Source organism: Desulfosporomusa polytropa (assembly GCF_055380075.1).
On the sequence record NZ_AP042400.1, the window covers coordinates 2,017,682 to 2,041,259 of the forward strand.

Here is a 23,578-nt window from a genome sequence, read left to right on the forward strand (position 1 = left end):
TTAACTATTTCCAACCATAACATAAGCCAGAATCTCAACAATGATCAAAATCACCCATGCCCAAGGCAGGTTTGTTTTAATATATTGCTGTGGTTCTACCTTTGCATAACTCAGACCCCACATGCTCCACGACTGGGTCGGACAGGCACTGGCCACAATGGCAACAGGTGGAATAAGGAATAAAGCAAATAAGAAATGTTCACTGAAAAGGCCCATCGCTTGAAAGATGGAAACCAAGGCAATGCCTGAGCCCCAAATCATCAAGGGCCCACGGAAGAGTGCCAGCGGCGCTAGGATGCAGAAGCCGGCTACAATAAGAACAGGCGTAGTAGGAATAAATCCGCCGAGCATATGTTGTAAGATAGGCGCAACCTGCTTTGCAGCAGCTTGGAAAATATTCACACCATATAACATACCAATCAAAAGTCCGCTGTCAGCGATGCCATCATACAGGGTTTTTTGGATTTTTTCCACTGCCAAATTGTAAGAGCCCATATTGTGGGTCAATAGCAACCCTAAGAAGATACCCATCAGGAAGGAAGGCACCGGCTGCCATTTGAAAATTGCCACCATAATAATGGGTATAAAGGGCACGATCATGCAGTAAAAGCTAAGGCTGCCAGATTTACCCTCCTGCATCTGCGGAGTGGTGCTTGCCGCCCAGGCACGGGCTCTGCCACCTTTTTGGGCGCGCAGATAATTGAAGGTAATAAATGCTAACATCACGACAACATGAATGATGGTTGCGATCACTGCAAAATGGATGTAAGTATCATCATATTTTATGGTTTTAAACACAGCAAAGAATTGACTTACATACGCGATGTTGAGATACATACCGGCCGAAACGGCAAGTAAGTAAGAGCCTAACGCAGTTTTTTTATCTACACCTAAGGAGAACAGGATCGGCAGAACAATCATACCGATTGCCATAACAGAACCAACACCGAACGCGCTAGTAAAAATCAAGGCACAAACAAGGCATAAGAGTAAGGCGGTAATGAGGGGTTTGTCACCGGCCAATTCAACGGTTTTCTTGATGATATAGCCCGCAATCCCTGTATCAACAAGGATGCGCCCAAACCATGCACCAAATACGATAATAGCAATTGTGGCACCATAACTTTCTACAGATTTCTGAAAAACATCTGTTACAACGTTATACATCGGCACCTGACCAATAAAACACCAAAGTATCGCAGTTACGATAAAACCGACAAGTAAATTTCCGCCCTTCATACAATAGTAGATCAGCATCAAAAATGTGATGAGCAATAAACTACCAGCAATCATGTCAAACATAACTTTATTCCTCCCTTTAATTCGAAATATCCCTGTTACCTACCACCCCTGCAGCAAGATTAAAACTTCCTCGTAACAAAAGTTTGACCTGCTGTTTCCAACGAGCGCCCCCTTACCCGTATTTATTTCTTACTACCTAGATGATTACATTAATATATTATACTAATATATTAGTTAATGCAATATCAAATATTTCGAAATATTTCATTTATCGCAGTAATAGGTAAACCTATCCAGTTCTGCATAACATATGGGGGTTGCAGCGCCCGTGATCAACCTTGACGCGTAAGTTTTCTTCTGTCTATAATGGCGATATTGTATTATTTTAAACACGATAATAAAGGAGAACTTTTGCTATGAACAGAGCAACAGCAATTAAACTATCTTCAGCACGAGCGTGGCGCACCTATCTCGGCGGCAAGCTGCTTGATGAATTATACGGCTTAACGGGAACCAAAGACGACCATTTTCCTGAAGATTGGATGATGTCGGTGGTATCTGCACGCAATGCCGGACGTGAGGATATTAAAGACGAAGGACTAAGTATGCTTGCAGGAGTGACACCACCTGTATCACTCAAATCCTTGATTGAATCTAATCCCGCTGCTTATTTAGGTGAAAAACACGCTGCCTGTTTCGGGAACAACACCGGTGTATTGGTTAAACTCATTGATTCGGCAGAACGGCTGACTGTGCAGGTACACCCTGACCGTCCTACAGCTAAAAAACTTTTTCAGTCAGACTTCGGCAAAACCGAGTGCTGGCACATTTTGGGTGGCAGGGTAATTAACGGTCAGCCGCCGTCTATCTACCTTGGCTTTAAACCAGGTGTAACGCGTAAACAATGGCAGGATTTATTCGAGCGTCAAGATTTTCCGGAAATGCTTCATTGTCTGCATCGCTTTGACGTGCAAAAAGGAGATACTTTCCTCATTGAAGGAGGCATCCCCCATGCGATCGGCGCAGGTTGTTTCCTGGTAGAAATCCAGGAACCGACCGATTATACGATTCGTGTGGAGCAAACAACCCCTTCCGGCTTTCAGGTTGCAGATTTTATGTGTCATCAAGGTCTAGGATTTGAACGCATGTTTGACTGTTTTATCTATGACGGCTTAACACGGGAAGAAACCAAAAAAAGCTGGAAAATCGTACCTGCCGTGTTGCGTGAAGAACAAAGCGGCCGTGAAACTGAATTGATTGGCTATCGAACTACCGACTATTTCCGCATGACCGAATTGATAATTAATGAGTCACTGCATCTGGATACAAGTTTAAGTTTTTCAGGAATTTACATATTGTCTGGCCAGGGAACTCTTTGCACAAACGGCACGACACAAAGTTTCCAAAAATGCGACCAGTTCTTTTTGCCTGCGCAAATTAAAGAACTTTCCATCCGAAATACCAGCGAGGAACCATGCCGCATTCTGCGTTACTTTGGTCCAAAGCCGACAGTGAAACAGAAAAATACGTAATATCCAAATACTTTGTTACAGTCTTGGGGAATCTATATAAAGAAGCGGCCCACCTTAATCAATCCCAACCTTATAGCAAGATACTACCTGATCGTTTGGGGGTATAAATTTTGAGCACGACAGAAGAATTGGTGCATATTCCGGCAGATAAGGCTTTGATTGAAGGAGAACTTAGAGTACCAACCAACTCTCATGGAATTATACTTTTCGCCCACGGTAGCGGCAGCAGCCGACATAGTCCTCGTAACAATTTTGTTGCACGTGTATTAAATAATAATGGATTAGCCACTTTGCTCATGGACCTATTAACAACTGAAGAAGATAGAAATTATAACACAAGGTTTGATATTGAGCTACTTACGCAGCGGCTTGTTATAGCTACCGAGTGGATACGAAATCAAATACAAACTCCGCATCTGCCTATAGGTTATTTTGGGGCAAGTACAGGTGCTGCTGCTGCCTTGAAAGCAGCAGCTATGCAAACTTCAGTCCAGGCAGTGGTATCCCGTGGCGGTCGGCCTGACTTAGCAGGCAACGACTTAGGCCGAGTAATCGCTCCTGTTTTACTTCTTGTTGGTGGCAATGATTTTGGCGTGATAGAACTGAATCAAGATGCCTTTAAACAATTACACTATACAAAGAAGCTCATTCTCGTACCAGGCGCTACTCATTTATTTGAAGAAGCTGGGACCCTTGAGCAAGTGGCTAATCACGCCGCTGACTGGTTTAGAATATATCTGGATTCAGCAAAGTTTTAGACAACTTTGGTCCAACAACGCTGCGAGCAGTTTTTTTTAATGCAATTTTTTTAATGTAAGGAGTCAGTAAATGAAAAATAATAGCCAGCAGGCAAATAACCCCTCATCTTTCCCACCACAGCATCAAAATCAACAACCAGGTAGTGAAATCGCTATGACCCCTCGCCCTGTTTCAATTAAGCAAGACTATAAAGCTAGCGGCAAACTGGATAAAAAAGTGGCGTTAATCAGCGGCGGTGATAGTGGAATTGGACGAGCTGTTTCCCTGTTGTTCGCGCTGGAAGGCGCTGACATCGGAATTATTTATCTCAATGAACATGATGATGCCAATATGACCAAAGCCGATATTGAAAAACTCGGACGGCGTTGTCTTCTTATCGCCGGTGATGTTGGAAATGAAGAGTTTTGTAAACACGCAGTCACTCAATTAATTACCGAATTAGGTCATCTTGACATTCTAGTCAACAACGCCGCGGAACAGCATGTTCAAACAACCCTGGAGAATATTACAGCTGAGCAGTTGGAACGAACCTTCCGCACGAATATTTTCTCGTACTTCTACCTCAGCAAGGCCGCCTTACCTCACTTAACCAATGGAAGCTCTATTATAAACACAACCTCAATTACTGCCTATGAAGGTCATGAGTTGCTGATAGACTATGCTGCTAGCAAGGGAGCAATCGTCACTTTTACTCGCTCACTCTCGCAGTCACTTGTCGGAAAAGGTATCCGTGTAAATGGCGTTGCGCCCGGACCAATATGGACACCCCTTATACCCGCCTCGTTCAACGAACAACATGTAGCCCAATTTGGGCAAGATACACCTATGAAACGCGCTGGACAGCCAGCCGAGGTTGCGCCGTCCTATCTCTTTTTAGCCTCACAAGATTCCTCCTATATGACAGGACAGATACTGCACGTCAATGGCGGGACCATCGTAAACAGTTAGCATTTGTCTGGCTAGGGTTCTGTGCAAGATTGGACTTTCTACAATGTGCCAAGATCCAGTCTTGTATTGGCGTATTCCCATGTTTTGCTTTTATTAATTCCTGATTATTGTAAATCTCTGTATTTAGCCGATATTTCTTCTATTGCCTCCATATAAGGGTAGAGCACGTAAAATAAGCGTAGAATAACACTGTCTTGACAACGGTGTTTATTCTACGCTTATGGCTGTTCAAACGTTTCGCCTAAGTTTGATTTTGGAGAACACAACCAGTTTCCTATATGCTTGGCTATATTTATATGCTTTTCCTACGAAAAAACAAGGACAAAGCCAAACCAATAACCGCTAAAATAGTAACAACTATATATGAAAAGTTAATTCCGCTGTTTAATAATTCAATTGCGGTAAAATTGTCGCAAATAATATTCCCTTGGAACACCCATTCTTCTTGTATCAGAACACTTGTGTCGCCTTTACCAAAGATACCAATCTCCGTATCTTTGATTTTATATTTAAACGCTCTTTTAAAAAGAAAAACCGCTAATGCGGTTTTAGGAAATGATCAAAATATTTATTTTAAATAGATTTAACGACAATGATTTACAAATTTTGGATAGATAGTATTGTATATTATATTAAAATCAACTAATAATTATCAAGAAGGAAGGATTTTTACCATGACAAGAGACGCTATTACAGAGAGAATTCTTGAAATATGTAAAGTACTTGATGAATCTGAAACTATAACAAATAACGCGGAGTTACTTTTAAAAGAACTTGAGGAACTATGTCGCTTATCCGTGCAGATGAAGCAAAAACAAAAATTTTTTAAGCCTGTCACGTAACAAAAATACAGCATCTGATGAACGGAAGTTAAGCCCCCAGCAAAACGCCAGGGGCTTAACTCATTTAAGTAAAATTGAATTACTCTTCTTTCAATTTGCGGAGAAGATTTAAGACTTCAATATATAACCAAATGAGTGTAACAAGAAGACCAAAGGCGCAAAACCATTCATATTCTTTCGGTAAGCCTTGGCGTACACTTTGATTGATATTTTCGTAATCAATAAACAAATTTAAGGTAGCTATCCCAATTACGACTAAACTAAATATAATCCCAATAGCTCCACCTTGGTGTATCTGGGGGATACGAATTCCAAAGAAACTTAAAATAAATTCGATTAAATAAGTTATAGCAATCCCCATCGTAGCCATAAAGACGGCTCTCATAAAGCCTTCATTAACTTTTACATAACCTCTTGCATAAATAAGCGCTGAACTAATTGCAATCCCAAATGTTATCATTACCGCGTTAATAACAATACCATGATACGTTTTAGCAAACATTGCTGATACAGCGGCTAAAAACATACCTTCCAATATGGCATAAAGCGGCGATAAAACTCCAGCCAATGGTGGACGAAAGCTTATTGCAAGAGCCGCAATGAATCCCATAATTGAGGTAACCATTGCAGTAATTGGAGTGGCATACCCCATTACCCAAGTTATAAGTGCCGAGATAGTAACAATGCCTACTAACGCAAGGCTTTTTGTTGCTATCCCCGAATAAGTGGCAGTTTCACTACTATAGGTATGAATAGCTTTTACTTTTGAAATCACAGGATTTGCCATTGCAAATCATCTCCTTTGAAGTTAACTTAGACTATACTATATTATACCATATTGTTCAAACAGATAGCACTTTTATACATAATCCTTCCTATTGGCATAGCAATTCGGCCGTCCTGAAGGACTTGGCGCAAGCCAAGTCTTTTCTTATTTTCAATAAACCACTTACGCTCTCACAAAACAGATATAGGAACAAAAATGCTGTCATAAGCACGCCTTTTTGTTCCCATATCTGTTAAAAAACTGTTATCATGATACTATTAGGACATTGCGTAATGAGCTATGGATAGATTACAAGAGCAACCGATTAATATTGGTTAACTCATATATTTTTTCGATCTAGTAACTGTAACGATATTACATTTATCAATGGTTTCAGGTGTTAATTCTTGACCGATTCCAGGCTTGTCAGGCACCTTATATTCACCATTAACCGGCTGATAATCATAAAGGCACGTTGCACGGCTTTCGGGATTAAGAGCTCTTTGATGATGCTCATGAATAATGAAGTTGGGAATGACTGCTTCAATTTGAAGAGCAGCAGCCTTGGAAATAGGACTTCCACAAACATGAATCTGAACAGAGCAATCATATGTATACGCCATATCACAAATTTTCTTTGCCTCAGTAATACCGCCACAAAGACAAATATCCGGCTGAATAACATGAAGAGATCGATTCTCTAAGAACTCTCTGTAACCAAATCTTGTATAAATTCGTTCGCCTGAAGCGATCGGAATCTTAACATTATTACGAACCTCTAACATAGACTTTGCATTTAATGGATGACATGGCTCTTCATAATAAAATATCCGCAGATCTTCAAGAGCCTGACCAATCTGAATAGCTGCGATTGTGTCAGTATTAGAATGATTTTCGATAATAATATCTAAAGCATCTCCACCAGCTTTACGCATAGCAGCAACACGGTCATAAACCGTTTTTAGTACTCTGTGCTCTAAAGGTCCGGTGATTTTCCAAGGTCCTTTTCCATTTGGCTGATCACTAAAGATTATGGGGTCGACCTTTATGCTATTATAACCATCAGCCATCGCTACCCTCGTAACTTCAGCATATTCTTCCGGAGTAATGAGAACCTGTTTGTCAACTTTGGAACCCCAGTTAAACTGCAGCTGACTGGCATATGTACGAAGATTATCATTTGTTTTTCCTCCTAAGAGCTGCCAGACTGGTAAACCCAGTGCCTTACCCTTAAGATCCCAAAGGGCGATATCAATACCACTAATACCCGCATTAACAATAGTTCCGCCCCCTAAGCCCCAGAAGGTTTTTCTGAAAATTGTATCCCATATCTTTTCAATATTCATGGGATCTTCCCCAATAATTACTTCGGCAAAGTCCTGAACCATTCCAAATCCAGCGCGCCATCCTTTGCCATAAGCAAGACCAACCTCACCGAATCCACTTATTCCTTCATCTGTATTAATCCGAACAATTACAGGACTCCAGTCACCTCTTGAAGAACCGGCATTTCCACTTGGAACCTGCATAACATCGACGCTGACAATTTTCATAATTAACCCCCATCATAACAAGCCTTACTTAATCAATATTCTATCTGAATCCTTAAATACTTTTTCCGTGAAATCCTGTCCTATGCCTGGAAGTTCCGGAACGGTATAGCGTCCGTTTACTGGTTGATAATTATGAACACACAGTTCAACATACTCGGGTAATAAAGTTTTTTGGTGATGTTCATGAATGCAGAAATTAGGAATTGCCGTTTCGGCATGTAAAGCTGCCGCCTCTGCTACACCTGTTCCGGCCACATGCGCTTGTACTGTAACCTCATAGGCATGCGCAATGTCTGCAATTTTTTTGAATTCGGAAAAGCCGCCGCATGAACCGATGTCAGGTTGAATTATATCAATAGAACGATCAGCAAAGAAAGGTAAATACCCCCAGCGAGTATATATTCTTTCACCTGAAGCTATAGGAATATTGATCTTTTCTTTGGCTTTTTGCAATAACTTAGGATTCAAAGGTGTGTTAATTTCTTCATAAAAGAAAATATTATATTCTTCAATCGCTTTCGCAAACTGAATCGCACTCACCATATCCGTATTAGCATGATTTTCAATAATGATATCAACATCCGGGCCAACTGCCTCGCGAATTGCTTTCACTCGTTCCACGCCTATCTGAATTATCGAATTAGGTAATGGGCCTTCCAAATGTACATTTTCATTAGTTCCCTTACGATTAAGTGCCAACACGTCAACTTTTATGGCGTCATACCCTTGCGCAACGGCCTTCAGAGCTTCTTCTGCATACTCTTCTTTTAGTCCCTTCGGCTTCCTCTCCAGACCCCAGCCAAACTGAATTTGTGAAGCATATACCCTAAGATCATTTCTGCACTTTCCGCCTAAAAGTTTATATAATGGCAATCCCAATGCTTTTCCTTTAATATCCCAAAGTGCCATATCAAGTGCACTCATTCCAGAAAAAACGACAGTTCCCCCGCCTTGTCCCCAGAAAGTTTTTTTGAAGAATTTTTCCCATATAAATTCCGTATTAAATGGGTCCAATCCCAAGATCAGCCGGGAAAGATCCTTAATCATACCAGCTGCGGCACTTCCGCCTACACCATAAGCCATACCCGCTTCCCCAACCCCAAAGATTCCCTCATCTGTATCAATTCTTACTAAAATAGGACGTTGCCCGGAATTTTTACGTAAATGCACATGAAATACTTCTACCTGCGTAATTTTCATTTATAAAACCCACCTTTATTCTTCTAAATAGCGTAAATTTGATCTGCAGCTTCATTTAAAGAAGTTTTATCATTTTTCATTACTTTATCCAAAATTAATCTTTCGAAATAAGCAAAATTATTATCTTTTTCCCTCGGCCGGGCAAGTGTTATTCTTTTATCCATGGCTATTTTTCCGTCCTCAATTAGCACTACTCGATCTGCCAGAAAAATAGCTTCACTCACGTCATGAGTTACTAAGACGACTGAAAATCCTTGTTCCCGCCATAATTTTTCGATTAATATCTGCATATTAATGCGGGTCAAGGCATCCAGTGCACCTAACGGTTCATCCAATAACAGCAATTTAGGTTCTCCAGCCAAGGCTCGGGCTAAGGAAACCCTTTGTTTTTGCCCTCCTGATAGAACAGCTGGCCATTCTTCTGCTTTACTTTCTAAATCAACCTCTTTTAAAGCATTCAAGGCTTTTTCTTTACTTCTATCTTTTGAACCTATCGCAACATTTTCCCATACTGATTTCCATGGTAATAATCTTGCTTCCTGAAATAAGTAACGAACAGCCGGATTAATTTTTTTCACTGGCACATTATCTAATGTAATTTGCCCGTCACTTGGGACTTCAAGATTAGAAATAAGTCGTAACAGCGTACTTTTTCCGCAGCCACTCTGTCCCACTAAGGCAACAAATTCTCCTGGCTCGATTGTTAGGTTGATATTTTTTAATACTTGGAACTCGCCAAAGAATTTACTTAAATTTTGTATTTTAATTTCAAATCCTTTTATTTCACTCATTTTGTTCTCCTGCCACACTTATCTATAATTTGAATGCCATCTTAATACTCTTTTTTCAATTAAGCCAGCCATAAAATCAGAGATACTGCCTAATAGTGCGTAAATAATCAGGCTAAGCACTATTACATCCATCAGCATAAACTCTCTGGCATTGGTAGCCATAAAACCTATCCCGGATTTTGCCGCGACCGTTTCCGCTACAATCAAGGTTAGCCACATACGGCCAAGCGATTGGCGTATCCCGATCATAATGGAGGCTATTGAACCTGGAAAAATAATATCTTTGAACAATTCAAATCTTGTCAAACCATACGTCTTTCCCATTTCAATTAAGCTATTATCAACATACCGAATTCCATGAAAAGTGTTAAGATATATTGGAAAGAATGTCCCCAGAGAAATCAAAACAATTTTAGCTGTTTCCCCAATACCAAACCAAATAAGAATCAAGGGAATCATAGCAAGATGTGGAACATTACGAATCATTTGAATCGGTGTATTTAATATTTTTTCTGCAAGCCGAATCTGTCCATTTACCACTCCTAGAAGAAAACCAATTAATCCGCCGATAACAAATCCTGCCGCCGCTCTCAAAGTACTAATTTCAACATTTTTTGCCAATGTACCATCTTGTATCAGCCGGATTACAGCATTTCCAACATCACCAGGGGGTGGAAATAAACTGGCACTACTTTGTCCCAGCGTTATGATATACCAGAATATAAGTACAACGAATGGAATACTCCAAGAAAGCAGCAGATCGGTAGCTTCAAATTTATTATTCAAGTTGCCCACCCCGTCTCTTACTAATACTTTTTGAATTTGCTAATTTCAGTATCAAATGAATGATCAAAAATTTTACTACTATCAATTCCGCTATTTAATAGCCCCAGCTTGGCAAAGGTATTCACAATATCTTGTTCAGAAGCAATTGTTGCACTGTCAATTGGAACAATTATTGTTTTCGTCTGCTGGGTTTCTTCGTTAAATTGATTCAAATAGTCCTGAGTTTTTTGATTAATTTGTGGTGCATACTGTGCTGCCCATTTATCAGGATGTTGCCTTGCCCACTCATTGGCTTCATGAAACCGTGACAAGTAATCCAAAATAGCTGCATGTTTTTTTGGATCTTGAATGGCATCAGGAGTTGCATACCAGTAAAAGTCACCTGAGAGAATACCGGTTGCTGGTTGTAATGTTACTGCACCCTTGGCGTGAGCTGATCGTATTGCATTTCCATAGCTTGCAAGTGCATCAACTTCGCCTGTAAGTAGAGCCGACAGTCCGTCTGATGTTGACATTGCTATTGTTTCTGCATCACCCCAGGAAAGACCGGCATTTTCTAACATCTTTGCAAGAAAATATTGTGATGTTGTACTTTTCACATAGGCAATCTTTTTCCCTTTTAGATCTTTAACTGCTTTAATTGGTGAATTTGCTGAAACAATTAATTCCTGATCTAGAGTTGACGATTTTTTGGTTGCAATTATCTTTAAATTACCTTCATTTCTTGACTGTGAAGCAAAAATTGGCGGAATCTGACTACCAGTTCCCAAATCAATTTGATTAGCCGCCATCGCCTCTAGCACAAGGTTTCCACCTTGCATTACATGAAATTCAACCTTATATGGGGTTTTATCTAATCCGGCAGCTTCTATAATTGCCTGACCATTTTTTCCTTCAGCTGCTCCTATTCTAATAACCACGCCGGAAAAGTCTATGTCAGTATTTGTATTGGAAGTCACCTTTTTAACACTTTCATTATCAGGCTTAGAATTTCCGCAGCCTACTAGAATTAATGGCACCAATAATAATAGGGATAATAAAAACACTTTATATTTTTTCATTTTATCTACCTCTCTTTTTATATGTAATAGTAATTGGTTGACCTATTTTCTATATTGATATATTTAAAATACTTTATAAATCGCATCCCCTCTCTCTCCAGCATAGCTGGTACCTATTTAGAATAAAAAAAAGAGACCAATTCCTCTAGGGAATTGGTCTCTAGTTATCTAGTCAACCAAGTTAAACCGTTTTTTATATAGTAAACTAAATTATTTGCATTGTCAAGCTGCTTTCCCACTTTTTTAATCTACCAGAATTTATAACAAAATTCTGTTGACATAAGAACGACTAAGGCTTCTGCCGACGTCCTGAGGGACTTGGCACAAGCCAAGTCTTTTCTTATTTTGCCACCTGACTATCTCGTGCTTTTTAGAATAGATTAATTCCAAAGCCGCGCATTGCCAGCATGGCGGCCATACCGCCTCCCATGGTCACAAGGGGAGGTTGACGAAAATAGGCCAACAGCGTTGCCACTGTGCCAGCAATAAGATAGCTATTGCCTGTTGAAATTTCTATGTAACCGTGTGGCGCGAAGAGTGTCGGAGCGATTAAAGCAGTCAGTATCGCCGTTGGTACATGTTTCAAAAATCGTTTAAAACGCGGGGAAATACCTGCACTTCCTAAAAGCGCAAAGCTAGTAAAACGCGTAAAGAAAGTAGCAACAGCCATAGCAATAATCGTGATAACAATTTCAGTTCTCATCATTTTCAGCCCCCTCCAAAATCCCACCAGCCACAGCCGCGGTCAAACAGGCAATAATGATATACCACTTTCCCGGAATAGTAACCGCAGCCAGTACGCTAACCCCAGCTGCAACTAGACATACCAGTAAGCTACATTTGTCAGTAAGTCGCGGAATTAATAAGGCCAGAAAGGTTGCCGGCATGGCAAAATCCAGTCCCCAAGAAAGCGGATCACTGATTCGGCTGCCGAGAAGTATTCCTCCCGTGGTTGACACAGCCCAGGTGACATAGCCAGCCACATTACTTCCTAGTTGGAAGGCAGCACTATAGCCAATTGCTTGGGCACGGCTAATCGTTACCGCATAGGTTTCGTCAGCCATACCAAATGAGAGCAGAGCTTTATGAGGCCATGATAATCCCTTCATATACGGAGCAAGAGATATCCCCATTAACAGATGACGAAGATTTATCAGCAAAGCGGTTATAGCAATCATTGCCATCCCAGCCCCTTCTGAAAACATAGGGAGACTGATAAACTGGGCTGCCCCAGCAAAGACCAACAGCGACATTAATAACGTCTCTCCTGGGGTAAGTCCTATGGATTGAGCTACGATGCCATAAGCAAGCCCAAATGGGAATACCCCCACCATGATGGGAAGAGTACCTTTAATTCCTTCGAAGAATTCTTTTGCTTTCATTTATATCCCTCCGACCAGCATCTCTAAGATATTGATAATTTATAGCGTTTAAATCATCATAGTCGGCAGAAATAGAATTGTAAATATCCAATATATTGATAAAAAAATACCAATTGTTCTCTTTTAAGGAAAACAAGATAAATAGATACTACCAAAACGCTGGATAGTATTCAGATTAACCAAATGTATCAACACTCATGTATTTATTGTTACCTCTACACATTATCCACAATCTTGATACAGTTCTTTCCCGAGCGTTTGGCTAAGTAAAGCCCTTGGTCGGCGCGCTGGATAAGGTCTTGTATTGAATCTGTCTCTTGAAAGTAACTTACACCGCCACTTACAGTTACAGAGACTGAAAAACTATCAGCTAGCTTAATATTGATTATCTTCTCAGCAATTTTAGTTCGAATTCGATTAGCTGCCTCAAACGCATGGCTTCGACTTGTATTATTCAAAACTACAAGAAATTCTTCCCCTCCATACCTTCCACATGTGTCATTTTCCCTAATACTTTCCGAGATTGTTGCGGCTACTTGTTGCAAGACTATATCGCCAACCGTGTGACCATACCGATCATTAACCAGTTTGAAATTGTCAATATCCAGCATTATTACAGCCAAACAACTTCGTTGTTGGCGAGCTGTTTCAATATGGTGTTCCAGCATCTTATCTAAATAATAGCGATTGTAAATATGACAAAGTCCGTCTATTTGGGCTTGTTCCTTTAATAATTGTCCCTCGACTTTCTCTGTTACATCCATGCAACTGCCAACATAACCGGCAAATACTCCCTCGTCGTCATATACGGGAACACCTCTATCATTAATCCAGCGATAATTCCCGTCAAATCGCCTTAAGCGGTATTCCATTTCAAAGGGCTCCCTTTTTGCAAAAGACTCAATATAGACCTGGAGACATTTGCTATAGTCGTCCGGATGCACTCCTTCGGTCCAACCATCGCCGGTTTCTTGTTCTATTGTACGTCCTGTGAATTTTAGCCAAGTCCGATTAAAATAATCACATTTTGCATCAAGCCCCGCCCGCCAAATCATATTGGGGGTTGATTCAACAATTAATTTATACTGCTTGAAATCCAATTCCATTTTCTCACCTCTCTCTGATTTACTTTAATAGTGAGCTAGTCTAAACTTCTACATTAACTGACATATTCCTCTAGGAATTTATATCATAAGCCATTTAGGATTTCATTCTTGTTCATCAAGTGCATATTTTTATTGAAAAAGGGATAATCTCCCATCCAGTAAAGGTATGGAGATTATCCCTTTCAAAAGCGAGGCTGACTGCTGAAATTCATAACGCTACAACTGATTTAAGCACTATGTACTTCTTGCGATTTCAGTACTATGATCTACTTTTCAACCAAGATGGTACTGACATTTTGAGGATACCAGTCCCTAAGCTAACACCAATCATTACAAGGATAAGCGAATAAAAATGCCGCCAGTGCAATTCTTCACCAAGAAATAAGGCAGAAGCAAAAATACCAATAATTGGGGAAGCGTTTTGAAAGAGGGATGCCGTAGAGGCACCTACTTTTTGAATGCTCATATTCCATAAGAGTGCACCAATAGCAGTACTCACGAAGCTTGAAAATAGCAATACGGCAATGGGCCAAAATCCAAGATGATCTGGATAAACCCAAACTGAATTGGTGACCAATCCGAGAACATCAAGGCCGATTGCAGCCATCACATGGCTGTAGGCAGTAACCATCAATGGAGAAACATAATATGTAGCCTTTTTTACAAAAAGAGAACCAATTACGAAGGTAAGTGTAGCAATGCACGTGATTCCATCGCCTAAAAGGCTTGCGCCAGCTTGGGCTTGACCTGCTACCACGAGAAGTAATCCACTAAAACCAAGGACAATACCGATTCCTTTGGCAAGGGTAAACGATTCATTTAAAAGAACAACTGAGAAAATTGTTGTAAACAAAGGACTTAATCCAAGTATAAGAACTGCATGAATACCACTAGTAGCACCGATTCCTATAGTCAATGCAATCTGATGAAGGAAGATGCAAAATACTGCAATACCAGCAATAGGTAACAAAGCCTGCGTTGGTATTTTTTGATAGCCATATTGATAAAGCACAAACGGTAACAATAAAGCACTTGCCAAGGTTAAGCGGATAGGCGCAAGTGCTAGCGGCGGGAAAAAATAGGTAAGATATTTAATAGAGACAGAGTTAACCCCCCACAGAAATACTACAAGAATTAATAGTAAGAAAGCACTCTGATCATTTGATGTTTTTTTCAAAAAGTCACTCCAATCATATTGTCATTATTCTATCTCCCCTGCATAAACTGAATAAATTTTTCCGATAGCTCCGGGTCAAACGTTTTGCCACTGCCACACAGAATTTCCGTCAGAGCTTCTGTTTTCCTCATCACTTCGCCGTAAGGACGCTCATGGGTAATAACATCATAGGCCTCTACGATTGCAAATACCCTAGCCAACCAAGGAATAGCCTGCCCTCGTAAGCCACAAGGATAACCTTGCCCATCCCACCGTTCATGAAGAGTAAGGATCATATCGGCCAAGGATGAATCGCCAATGGATTGCGCCATCCGGTAGCCTATGTCACTGTGGAGTTGAATAAGTTCCCATTCCTTGGCTGTCAATAAGCCCTTCTTACCTAATACATTTTTAGGAATTGCCACCTTACCAATATCATGCAACATCGCCAATGGATGCAAGGTGTGCAGCTCAAGAGAATCAGTCGACAACCCTAAATAATGAATAAACTCAACCCCTAACGCTGCTATCCTTTCGTTATGACCAGCCTTTTCAAAACACTGTTGCTGAAGCCTTACCAACAAACTATCAATGATCTCTTGCCGTATGGCCTGGCCTTCTTTCAATTTATTGCTATACATATGATTTTCTGCTGCACTAAACACTTCCAAGAGTTGTATTCCCATTTTCTCTTTTGTAGCCATACCCATGGCGGCACTTAATGGAATAGAGGTATGTTTAACATCCCGACACAAATGGCCAATGAGCTCACAAATGGCTTTACATTCCATTTGTTTGGTATTTGGCAAAAAAATTACGAATTCATCCCCACCCCAGCGACAGATGACATCTGACTCACGACAAGCTTGATGAAGAACCCTAGCCAAAGAAACCAGTTGTTGATCACCCTGAGCATGACCAAACACATCATTAACCACTTTAAGCCCATTCATATCAATCATGACAATGCTTAACGGCAGTTTGTCCGCCTGTTCCAAAGTAACCATCATACGTTCTGCATACGCTCTATTATAGAGCTCTGTCATTTTATCATGAAAGCTAAGGTAGTGAATCTGGGCATCCGCCCGTAATTTTTCCGTAATATCGGTCATAATCATCATAATTAGAACATGGTCCTGATCACTGTTCGGTTGGGTAATTATTTTATATTCTACCCGTACATTTTTATCGCCTATGGTCACAACGCGGGATAATTGCTGCAGCAGCTGCTTGCCCTCATCCTCCGGTAAAGTAAATACCTTGCGCAAGTTGTCTACCACTTGTTCCACACATACATTCTCCACTTGACTCAACAATTCCACAATCGGCTTTCCAGCAATTTTCCTCCCAAAAATCCGTACACATTCCTGACTACATTGCCGGTTCACCTTTAAGTCCGACCCAAAGGTAAGGAACCCTTGCTCTGCATTATCCAATAGCATTTGCATCTCATTTTGCTGCTGTTGCAACGCCAACCCCTGACTGTCGCTAATATAAAATATCTTCCGGCATAGCCGCAGTAACTTTTTGTATTGACTGGTTAGTGCTTTATAGCGAGGTAATAAGTCATTATTTGTATACGACTCATCAGCAATATCTACTAAAGCATTCTGCAGTACCGCTTCTTCCGCACTAAACAAATTACTGTTATCCTTCTTCATTGCGGCAACACCTCATTCCTGTTCAATGTCAAATTGTTAAAAGGTTACTCCAATCACGGTTATATCATCTCGCTGCAGTTGGCTTCCTTTATAATCCTCAAACATAATTTCAAGGCTTTCCCGCTGCTTTATGAAAGGTGCACCTTGGACTTGCCCGGCAATACACTCCATAAAGGCCTTTCTACCCATGGGAAAATCCTTAGTTCCACCATTTTGCTCAATATAGCCATCTGTTGTCAAGTAAAGACAATCGCCAGTCTCCAAATCCCAAAAATGGCGACAAACTTCCCGGTCGATCTTGGAACGGCGATAGCCGATGCTGCGATTATCTCCTTTAAGGACATGAACCTGCCCGTCTCTTTTTATATAGAGCGGAATTTTAGCTCCGGCAAATTCCAGTCGGGCGCCTTCGATATAACAAATAGCAATATCCAGGCCATCATCACTGACTTGATTTTCGTCCTCACGATGCAGCGTTTTTTTTACACGACAGTTTAATTCTGCCATCACCTGCCCGGCGCTTTCAAAGCAGTTGTCGACAATATGATTCAAAATAGAATTCACCGTCATAGTCATTAAGGCCCCGGGGACCCCATGCCCGGTACAATCTCCGACAACAATCAGGCAACCGCCGGCATCCAACTTGCGAATCCAGTAGAAATCACCGCCCACTACATCCCGTGGACGCCATAGAACAAAATACTCCCGGCAAAGAGCAGCCCATTCGGTTTCCGTAGGTAAGATAGCCTCCTGTAACCGTTTGGCATAATCAATGCTGTCCATAATGCTTTGATTTTTTTCGGCCAGTTCATGGGTGCGCAGCTTTACCTGCTTTTCCATTTGCTCAGCCAGCCTGAGGGCACGTTTAAAAGGATTGGCAATTTTGTAGGAAATAAAATAAAAAATAACTACCATCAGCAACAACGTAATAACACTGGCAATAATGGCATTTATTTTAACGCTACCGAGAATAGAAATGCTTTCGCTACGGGGAATTTGAAAAACCAGCTTCCAGTCAGTAGTTGCTGTTGATTGGTAGGCCAGATCCATGATCCTCCCCTGACTATCTTGGTACTCCAGCACCTTGGGTCTTGCAGTAGCATTATCCATGTCCCCCAAAATTTGCTGCATCACTTCCGTTGGCAAAAAATCACTTGCCAAGCGTCCATTATACTCCAAGTCATCCGCCAGATGAATTTTTCCCTGCTTGTCAACAAGCCATAAATTACTGTGTTCGCCAAATTTGTAACTGCCAAATTCCTTGGCAATATCCCCAAGGCTTAAAGCTACACCTGCTACAGCCACCGGCTGTCGTACATCTCCTACTAGGGTGTTAAGAAATATAAATGTTTCATTATGGATACTGTCATAATCAATATTTAGTTCTATTTTCTTGCCAGATTTCAGTGCCTTATAAAACCATTTATCAGTATAGCTTGTTTCAGATAAAAGCTTAACCACCTTATTATCTTCCCAATATTGATTGGTGACGGTGCTAGCCACAAATGCCTTGACATAATCGTAGTTCTTCCCAATATCGGTAATTTTTGTTTTAACTATCTCGCCCGCTGCTTCATCCTTGCCCCCGCTCACAACCCACGCAAGCACCGTTGGGTCATCAGCCAAAAGTAAGGAGGTCTCTTGGGCCCGTTCTATTCTCCCATCGATTTTTTCCGACATAGACTGCACAATATAAAGCATATCCCTATTTTTCAGCTTATCTACCATGGCATTACGGGTTATAACATAACTGATGCCGCCAGTAAATACTACCGCCAATATTATGATGCAACAAGCACAAATTATAACCTTTATGGTCCCACGGTCGTACATCAGATCGAAGTTCTTGTCCTTTGAAGGATTGTCCCTATCATTTTCCATTACTTATCCCCTCGTCATTAAGAGGTATAATTTCAAAAGGTAGACCTAAATCCTCTTTAAACTCTTCAGCACATTCCAAAGCAATTTCATTTTCCTGATCATAGTACCAACGGATGGTTACCTTTTTTCCTGCCTCATGGGCTTCCTCCAATTTTTCAAAGAGCATCATCATGCATTTTGAACTGCTGGTATTAATATACGGCATATGAAAATATATCTCTAACACGACATCTTGCTGCAACTGGTCCAAGTATTCATCCAGCCAGGAAAAAATTGGTTCGTAAAATTTAAAGGCATTTTCCGGATAAGACTGTCCTTCAATGGATAATTTTGCATTTTGGGGATCAAACACTACTTTAGGTGTAGATTTTGTTTGTTCAATAATTAAACCGTCCATACTTTCCTCCTAGACCCTAACCTGTAATGAAAAAAAGTGGACTTTTTCATCCACTTGAACAATGGAATAGGTTAAGGGCTGACAAGCTTTTCGCGCCATGTCAATTAGTCCTAACCCAGCAGTGGTACTTCCTTCTGGCAGTGCTTTTTTCAGCTGCTCCTTATACATTTTTTTGAGTCCAGCTTTATCCTGCTGCTTAATCTCTTCCAATTGATCGATAAGAGGCTTGACATCCTGGGTTGCAACCAGATTACCTGAAGATACAAAATATCCCATATTCGATTTACCAATGACCACAACTCCGGAATTGGCAATCTGTTCGCCTAAGGACGAACTGTCTTTTTTTACACTGTAATTTTTAATATTTTGTGTCTGCTCAATAAATACCGAAAAAACATTATAAGTATCAGTGAGGGAAGTAGCATCTGTCTCTAAATACTTCTTTACGGCATCTCCCAACTCCTCAATAACCTCCTGGGTAAATCTTCCGGAAAATGTAATTAGCACTCCATAGTTCTGCAGAACTTTCTGCAATCCAATCAAATTATCGAAATTATCCCCCATTGTTTGCACTCCTCCAAAAAATACACTCTATCATCTACTCTACGTTTTCTTTGCATGTAGTTCACTTTAAATTCTCATTGCCATAAAAATAATATTTCTATTCAGATCTGTACTTGTGAATGACGGATACATTCATTCCCCTATAAACTTCCATGCAAATACAAAAAACTCCTTCAAGTTTAGTGGTTATATAATTCCGTGTAAACGTGCACCACCTACCAGAAAGAAAAATGCACCTGACCCTGAACTGTACCCTTTTCCACCTGCTTACATTTAATTATCTACATGGTGGAAGCCGCCTCCACTAACACTATAAATAGATGAAGAAAGGGCTTGGCTTATGCCAAGTCCTTTAGGGGTATAGTCGTTCTATCCAGGGAAAGTTATGCTTTCTATCTGGGCAACAAAAAACCCGCGAAATTTCGCGGGTTCCAGGGCATTCAGGATTTGCATGGCGGAAACAATCCGTGACCTTGCAAATCCATTCATCATATTGAGGCACAGAACCGTGACCCCGATCAGATATCAAGCGCAGCATGATATCCCTGATATATTGCAGTTGTTATGGTAGACGGAGATACACAATCTCCAATCTGCGCAACATAAAGTGCACAGTCAATTAAATTTTCTACCATGTCTCTTCTTGCTCGCTGTCCAAGCGCACAAATTACTGTAGTACCTGGAACAAGATGTTCCTCACCCGCAGTATCAACACAGACAACTCCTTTTTCCGTTACACGTAATCCCTTATATCCTGTATAAACATGAATCTTATTCTTTTCGATTTCATTCAACAGAATGGGGCGATGTCTGATATTTGCATCTGAAGCCAGTTCTGTCTTCATCTCTACCAAATGTACGTCCTTGCCTTCCTGGGCAAGATGGATTGCTGCTTCACAACCTGCCAAACCGCCTCCCAAGACAACTAGTTGATCGCTAACCTTATCCTTCTCCAGATAATAGTTATTAACAACGATTACGTTATCACCATTCAATCCAGGAATGTTTGGAACAAGCGGTTCGGAACCGACAGCAATAATTAATGCATCCACATTTTCTTTTTCTACATACTCCTTTGTAACAGGTGTATTTAAACGAATTTCAACACCAGCAGCCTCTGCCAAATTTCCAAGGGTAACGCCCAACTCATACATCTCATACTTAAATGGAATTGCCTGTTCACCCTTCAGTATGCCGCCTAGCTGGTCAGACTTTTCACAAAGGATTACCTTATGCCCACGTTTTGCCGCGGTAATAGCAGCTTCCAATCCACCTGGTCCACCACCTGCTACCAAAACCTTGCACGGATGGGAAGCAAGAGTAACCACTGTCCCATCCAGTTCACGCCCGATTAATGGATTAACCGTACAGCGTCTTGTGGATGTAACAGCACGTTCTGCCATACAGGTAAAGCAGCGCAAACATTTTACAATATCTTCATTGCGGTTCATCATAACTTTTCGTGGTAGTTCATGATCAGCCAGCAGTGCACGGGCCATCTCTACAATATCAGCCTTACCGGTAGCAATGATTTCTTCCATCTGAGCCGGGTCATTTAAGCCGCCAATTGTTGCTACAGGAACACTTACATGCTTCTTAATCTCTGCCGCAAGATAAACATTGCAGCCATGGGGTATAAACATAGATGGATGAGTTATACCAAAACCTCTCTGATAAGTTCCTGCAGATATATGGAGTAAATCAACCCTAGACTCCAGTAATTTAGCGATTTCAACGCCTTCTTCTAGATTATAGCCCTCTTCAAACAACTCGGAACCGCTCATTCTAAACTCAATTGGAAAACCAACGCCAACTGCCTTGCGAATACTATCAAGAACCTCCTGGGCAAAACGTACTCTGTTTTCCAAGCAGCCGCCGTACTTATCTGTTCTGTGGTTAAAATAAGAAGACAGAAACTGATTAATTAGCCAACCATGGCCACCATGAACCATAACCATCTCAAAACCGGCTCTTTTAGCCAGTCCGGCACAGTTCCCGTAAGCCGCTACAATTTCAGCGATCATTTCTTCAGTAAGTTCCTTTACTTCCAGACCATCAGGACGGACCCCAGCACTTGGTCCCCACTGGGCAAGCCCGCGTTTCTTATCCTTGTCGGTCAGATAAGTTCCGGCAAACTGTCCGGAATGAGACAGTTCTACACTGGCAATTGCACCGTGACGACGGATAGCATCTGCTGTATAGGTAAAGCTCGAAAGTGAACCTACTGTTTGCAGATCCAGATGGTACATATGAGAGCCTTCTGTTTCCGGATGAACTACACATTCACTAACGGTAACTGAGGCGGCACCACCTTTAGCTCTTAATTCATAAAAAGCTGTGGATGCACGTCCAATAGTGCAATCAGCAGTAATGTCTGTTCCTCCCATAGGAGCAGAAAACATTCTATTTCGGAAATTCACATTTCCGATTTTGATAGGTTTACATAGGTTTGGATATTTTCTTTGCATATTTTTCTCTCCTATTCAAACTCTGATTTTTTAAGGCATAAGTCTTTATCTTAATCTCAAAAACTGACATCTATCGACTAATTTGTCGAAATTTTTTTATGAATCAATGATAGTCCTGCCAGATACTTTTCGTCAAATTCTAATAATTCCAATGACCATTCCAAACAATGATACCACACAACATGTTGCAACATGACATTTTTCAGTTTTTTTCTATAAATCTTGACAATACAAAGGTTTACGCATGTTTTTGTTGAATATATTTATAATTCGTGATTTTTTTATCCCATTCTTAGGTAAACTATTTTGACAAAAAAGTAACGCTTGCTTGGCAAGCCCAGCAAACTGTAATCGAATAATATTTCACCAATACTATTCATCGATTTCTAATAATTTCAATAATTTCCTCAAGCGAATGATACCAATTATTATTTATATCTATCATTTTATTGTGGATGCTTACATTGTTCATAGAAATCCCTTAGGAGGTAAGCATGGATATCCGGCATTTACGGTCCTTTATAATGGTGGCACAATGTTTGAGTTTTACTGAGGCTGCCAAACGTATATTCATAGGTCAATCAGCACTAAGCAAACACATTGCGGAGCTTGAAGAAGAGATGGGCGTCGCATTGTTGATTCGTCATCATCGTTCTCTTGAATTAACGGCTGCAGGTAAAACTTTATTAAGAGAAAGCGTTAGCCTTCTCGACAGAGTCTCTGACATTATTGAAAAAACCCGTCAAGCTGACCGCGGAATACGTGGAAGTTTGAAAATCGGTTGTTTTGGGGGAGAAAGTGCCTTTTTTCCTTACGCGTTAAAAAGATTCCATTCTCTTTATCCTCAAATAAGTATAGACCTGCAAATACTTACTCTTAAAATGATAGAAACCGCTTTAGAGTCAGAAGAATTAGATCTTGGTTTTGTGGTAATGCTCGGAAATGAATTAAAATCTAATACATTCATGCAGCGCTTGATTTACAGAGTTCCCTTATGCTTTCTGATGCCCAGTCATCATCCTTACGCCAGCGAACCTTCTATCGATATTGCTGCTTTATCTAATGAATCATTTATTTTATTGTCTGAGGTTGAATCCGGTCAAGCCATTGAGTGGTTCAATACCTTTTGCGGGAGCCGTGGCTTTTCACCGTCTATATCAATGACAACGACGCGGATGGAGGGTATATTTTGGTTAGTGGAAGCAGGCTTTGGTATTTCCTTCTGGTCCAAAAATCCCACGTTAACGCGTTATATCCATCCGGGCATCTCATTAGTTGATATGCAAGGCGAAGATGCTTATAGTAATATCGTCGCTCAATGGAAAAAGAACCGGCACAATCCTGCAATTCCACTTTTTCTTAGCATGCTTGAGACTATTGATAAAAGCAACTAGATTAAGAGCACTATGAATTTAATCGTCTTTATAAAAACTTTGCATAGATTCTTTAACTTAAATCTAACAGGCGAAAAAAATCAAATTTG

General features: G+C 40.7%; 21 protein-coding genes. 5 read left to right on the top strand and 16 right to left on the bottom strand.

The features are described 5' to 3' along the window. Complete coding sequence (locus ACZ449_RS11305; RefSeq protein ID WP_464261109.1) at positions 1–1,302, bottom strand: hypothetical protein; 1,302 nt, start codon at positions 1,300–1,302, stop codon at positions 1–3. A 356-nt stretch (positions 1,303–1,658) separates the two neighbouring features. Between ACZ449_RS11305 and ACZ449_RS11310 the strand changes: the two genes are divergently transcribed. The 4 genes from ACZ449_RS11310 to ACZ449_RS11325 all read left to right on the top strand — a co-directional run bounded on the left by ACZ449_RS11310 (position 1,659) and on the right by ACZ449_RS11325 (position 5,323). Further along, complete coding sequence (locus tag ACZ449_RS11310) at positions 1,659–2,774, top strand: type I phosphomannose isomerase catalytic subunit (RefSeq protein ID WP_464261110.1); 1,116 nt, start codon at positions 1,659–1,661, stop codon at positions 2,772–2,774. 110 nt (positions 2,775–2,884) lie between these two features. Then, the gene (locus ACZ449_RS11315) at positions 2,885–3,532 is read left to right on the top strand and encodes a dienelactone hydrolase family protein (protein WP_464261111.1); all 648 of its coding nucleotides are present in this window, start codon (positions 2,885–2,887) and stop codon (positions 3,530–3,532) included. A gap of 70 nt (positions 3,533–3,602) precedes the next feature. Further along, entirely contained in the window at positions 3,603–4,481 is an 879-nt protein-coding gene (locus tag ACZ449_RS11320; RefSeq protein ID WP_464261112.1) for an SDR family oxidoreductase, read from the top strand. Positions 4,482–5,155: 674 nt separating this feature from the next. Continuing rightward, the gene (locus ACZ449_RS11325; protein ID WP_464261113.1) at positions 5,156–5,323 is read left to right on the top strand and encodes a hypothetical protein; all 168 of its coding nucleotides are present in this window, start codon (positions 5,156–5,158) and stop codon (positions 5,321–5,323) included. Positions 5,324–5,402: 79 nt separating this feature from the next. Here the strand turns inward: ACZ449_RS11325 and ACZ449_RS11330 are convergent, their stop codons facing one another. From ACZ449_RS11330 to ACZ449_RS11400, 15 genes are all read right to left on the bottom strand, one after another. Beyond that, complete coding sequence (locus tag ACZ449_RS11330; RefSeq protein ID WP_464261114.1) at positions 5,403–6,110, bottom strand: Bax inhibitor-1/YccA family protein; 708 nt, start codon at positions 6,108–6,110, stop codon at positions 5,403–5,405. A gap of 314 nt (positions 6,111–6,424) precedes the next feature. Beyond that, on the bottom strand, positions 6,425–7,642 hold the full coding sequence (locus ACZ449_RS11335) for a mandelate racemase/muconate lactonizing enzyme family protein (RefSeq protein ID WP_464261115.1): 1,218 nt from the start codon (positions 7,640–7,642) through the stop codon (positions 6,425–6,427). A gap of 24 nt (positions 7,643–7,666) precedes the next feature. Further along, on the bottom strand, positions 7,667–8,842 hold the full coding sequence (locus ACZ449_RS11340; RefSeq protein WP_464261116.1) for a mandelate racemase/muconate lactonizing enzyme family protein: 1,176 nt from the start codon (positions 8,840–8,842) through the stop codon (positions 7,667–7,669). Between the two features lie 23 nt (positions 8,843–8,865). Further along, the gene (locus ACZ449_RS11345) at positions 8,866–9,633 is read right to left on the bottom strand and encodes an ABC transporter ATP-binding protein (protein ID WP_464261117.1); all 768 of its coding nucleotides are present in this window, start codon (positions 9,631–9,633) and stop codon (positions 8,866–8,868) included. 18 nt (positions 9,634–9,651) lie between these two features. Continuing rightward, positions 9,652–10,428 (bottom strand): ABC transporter permease subunit, encoded by a 777-nt coding sequence (locus ACZ449_RS11350; protein WP_464261118.1) that lies wholly within the window; start codon positions 10,426–10,428, stop codon positions 9,652–9,654. 11 nt (positions 10,429–10,439) lie between these two features. After that, on the bottom strand, positions 10,440–11,480 hold the full coding sequence (locus tag ACZ449_RS11355) for an ABC transporter substrate-binding protein (RefSeq protein ID WP_464261119.1): 1,041 nt from the start codon (positions 11,478–11,480) through the stop codon (positions 10,440–10,442). A 370-nt stretch (positions 11,481–11,850) separates the two neighbouring features. Further along, complete coding sequence (locus tag ACZ449_RS11360; RefSeq protein ID WP_464261120.1) at positions 11,851–12,186, bottom strand: AzlD domain-containing protein; 336 nt, start codon at positions 12,184–12,186, stop codon at positions 11,851–11,853. Then, the gene (locus ACZ449_RS11365; protein ID WP_464261121.1) at positions 12,173–12,862 is read right to left on the bottom strand and encodes an AzlC family ABC transporter permease; all 690 of its coding nucleotides are present in this window, start codon (positions 12,860–12,862) and stop codon (positions 12,173–12,175) included. Before ACZ449_RS11365 ends, ACZ449_RS11360 begins: the two co-directional genes overlap by 14 nt. Positions 12,863–13,077: 215 nt before the next feature. Beyond that, a complete protein-coding gene (locus ACZ449_RS11370) occupies positions 13,078–13,968 on the bottom strand; it encodes a sensor domain-containing diguanylate cyclase (protein WP_464261122.1) in 891 nt (296 codons plus the stop codon). A 259-nt stretch (positions 13,969–14,227) separates the two neighbouring features. Continuing rightward, the gene (locus ACZ449_RS11375; protein ID WP_464261123.1) at positions 14,228–15,145 is read right to left on the bottom strand and encodes a DMT family transporter; all 918 of its coding nucleotides are present in this window, start codon (positions 15,143–15,145) and stop codon (positions 14,228–14,230) included. A gap of 29 nt (positions 15,146–15,174) precedes the next feature. Then, a complete protein-coding gene (locus ACZ449_RS11380) occupies positions 15,175–16,785 on the bottom strand; it encodes a bifunctional diguanylate cyclase/phosphohydrolase (RefSeq protein WP_464261124.1) in 1,611 nt (536 codons plus the stop codon). A 36-nt stretch (positions 16,786–16,821) separates the two neighbouring features. Further along, on the bottom strand, positions 16,822–18,666 hold the full coding sequence (locus ACZ449_RS11385) for a SpoIIE family protein phosphatase (RefSeq protein ID WP_464261125.1): 1,845 nt from the start codon (positions 18,664–18,666) through the stop codon (positions 16,822–16,824). Next, positions 18,656–19,063 (bottom strand): DUF1987 domain-containing protein, encoded by a 408-nt coding sequence (locus ACZ449_RS11390; protein WP_464261126.1) that lies wholly within the window; start codon positions 19,061–19,063, stop codon positions 18,656–18,658. Before ACZ449_RS11390 ends, ACZ449_RS11385 begins: the two co-directional genes overlap by 11 nt. A 9-nt stretch (positions 19,064–19,072) precedes the next feature. Next, entirely contained in the window at positions 19,073–19,627 is a 555-nt protein-coding gene (locus ACZ449_RS11395) for a SiaB family protein kinase (protein ID WP_464261127.1), read from the bottom strand. Positions 19,628–20,145: 518 nt separating this feature from the next. After that, on the bottom strand, positions 20,146–22,095 hold the full coding sequence (locus tag ACZ449_RS11400; protein ID WP_464261128.1) for an oxidoreductase: 1,950 nt from the start codon (positions 22,093–22,095) through the stop codon (positions 20,146–20,148). Positions 22,096–22,589: 494 nt separating this feature from the next. Between ACZ449_RS11400 and ACZ449_RS11405 the strand changes: the two genes are divergently transcribed. After that, complete coding sequence (locus ACZ449_RS11405) at positions 22,590–23,489, top strand: LysR family transcriptional regulator (RefSeq protein WP_464261129.1); 900 nt, start codon at positions 22,590–22,592, stop codon at positions 23,487–23,489. The last annotated feature ends 89 nt before the right edge of the window (positions 23,490–23,578 follow it).

What these genes read in the sequence shown, in the direction of transcription:
- ACZ449_RS11395 (WP_464261127.1), bottom strand. Translation starts at nt 19,627, where the DNA reads ATGGGGGATAATTTCGATAATTTGATTGGATTGCAGAAAGTTCTGCAG.
- ACZ449_RS11305 (WP_464261109.1), bottom strand. Translation starts at nt 1,302, where the DNA reads ATGTTTGACATGATTGCTGGTAGTTTATTGCTCATCACATTTTTGATG.
- ACZ449_RS11380 (WP_464261124.1), bottom strand. Translation starts at nt 16,785, where the DNA reads ATGAAGAAGGATAACAGTAATTTGTTTAGTGCGGAAGAAGCGGTACTG.
- ACZ449_RS11335 (WP_464261115.1), bottom strand. Translation starts at nt 7,642, where the DNA reads ATGAAAATTGTCAGCGTCGATGTTATGCAGGTTCCAAGTGGAAATGCC.
- ACZ449_RS11310 (WP_464261110.1), top strand. Translation starts at nt 1,659, where the DNA reads ATGAACAGAGCAACAGCAATTAAACTATCTTCAGCACGAGCGTGGCGC.
- ACZ449_RS11330 (WP_464261114.1), bottom strand. Translation starts at nt 6,110, where the DNA reads ATGGCAAATCCTGTGATTTCAAAAGTAAAAGCTATTCATACCTATAGT.
- ACZ449_RS11320 (WP_464261112.1), top strand. Translation starts at nt 3,603, where the DNA reads ATGAAAAATAATAGCCAGCAGGCAAATAACCCCTCATCTTTCCCACCA.
- ACZ449_RS11370 (WP_464261122.1), bottom strand. Translation starts at nt 13,968, where the DNA reads ATGGAATTGGATTTCAAGCAGTATAAATTAATTGTTGAATCAACCCCC.
- ACZ449_RS11390 (WP_464261126.1), bottom strand. Translation starts at nt 19,063, where the DNA reads ATGGACGGTTTAATTATTGAACAAACAAAATCTACACCTAAAGTAGTG.
- ACZ449_RS11365 (WP_464261121.1), bottom strand. Translation starts at nt 12,862, where the DNA reads ATGAAAGCAAAAGAATTCTTCGAAGGAATTAAAGGTACTCTTCCCATC.
- ACZ449_RS11400 (WP_464261128.1), bottom strand. Translation starts at nt 22,095, where the DNA reads ATGCAAAGAAAATATCCAAACCTATGTAAACCTATCAAAATCGGAAAT.
- ACZ449_RS11325 (WP_464261113.1), top strand. Translation starts at nt 5,156, where the DNA reads ATGACAAGAGACGCTATTACAGAGAGAATTCTTGAAATATGTAAAGTA.
- ACZ449_RS11355 (WP_464261119.1), bottom strand. Translation starts at nt 11,480, where the DNA reads ATGAAAAAATATAAAGTGTTTTTATTATCCCTATTATTATTGGTGCCA.
- ACZ449_RS11360 (WP_464261120.1), bottom strand. Translation starts at nt 12,186, where the DNA reads ATGATGAGAACTGAAATTGTTATCACGATTATTGCTATGGCTGTTGCT.
- ACZ449_RS11405 (WP_464261129.1), top strand. Translation starts at nt 22,590, where the DNA reads ATGGATATCCGGCATTTACGGTCCTTTATAATGGTGGCACAATGTTTG.
- ACZ449_RS11385 (WP_464261125.1), bottom strand. Translation starts at nt 18,666, where the DNA reads ATGGAAAATGATAGGGACAATCCTTCAAAGGACAAGAACTTCGATCTG.
- ACZ449_RS11340 (WP_464261116.1), bottom strand. Translation starts at nt 8,842, where the DNA reads ATGAAAATTACGCAGGTAGAAGTATTTCATGTGCATTTACGTAAAAAT.
- ACZ449_RS11345 (WP_464261117.1), bottom strand. Translation starts at nt 9,633, where the DNA reads ATGAGTGAAATAAAAGGATTTGAAATTAAAATACAAAATTTAAGTAAA.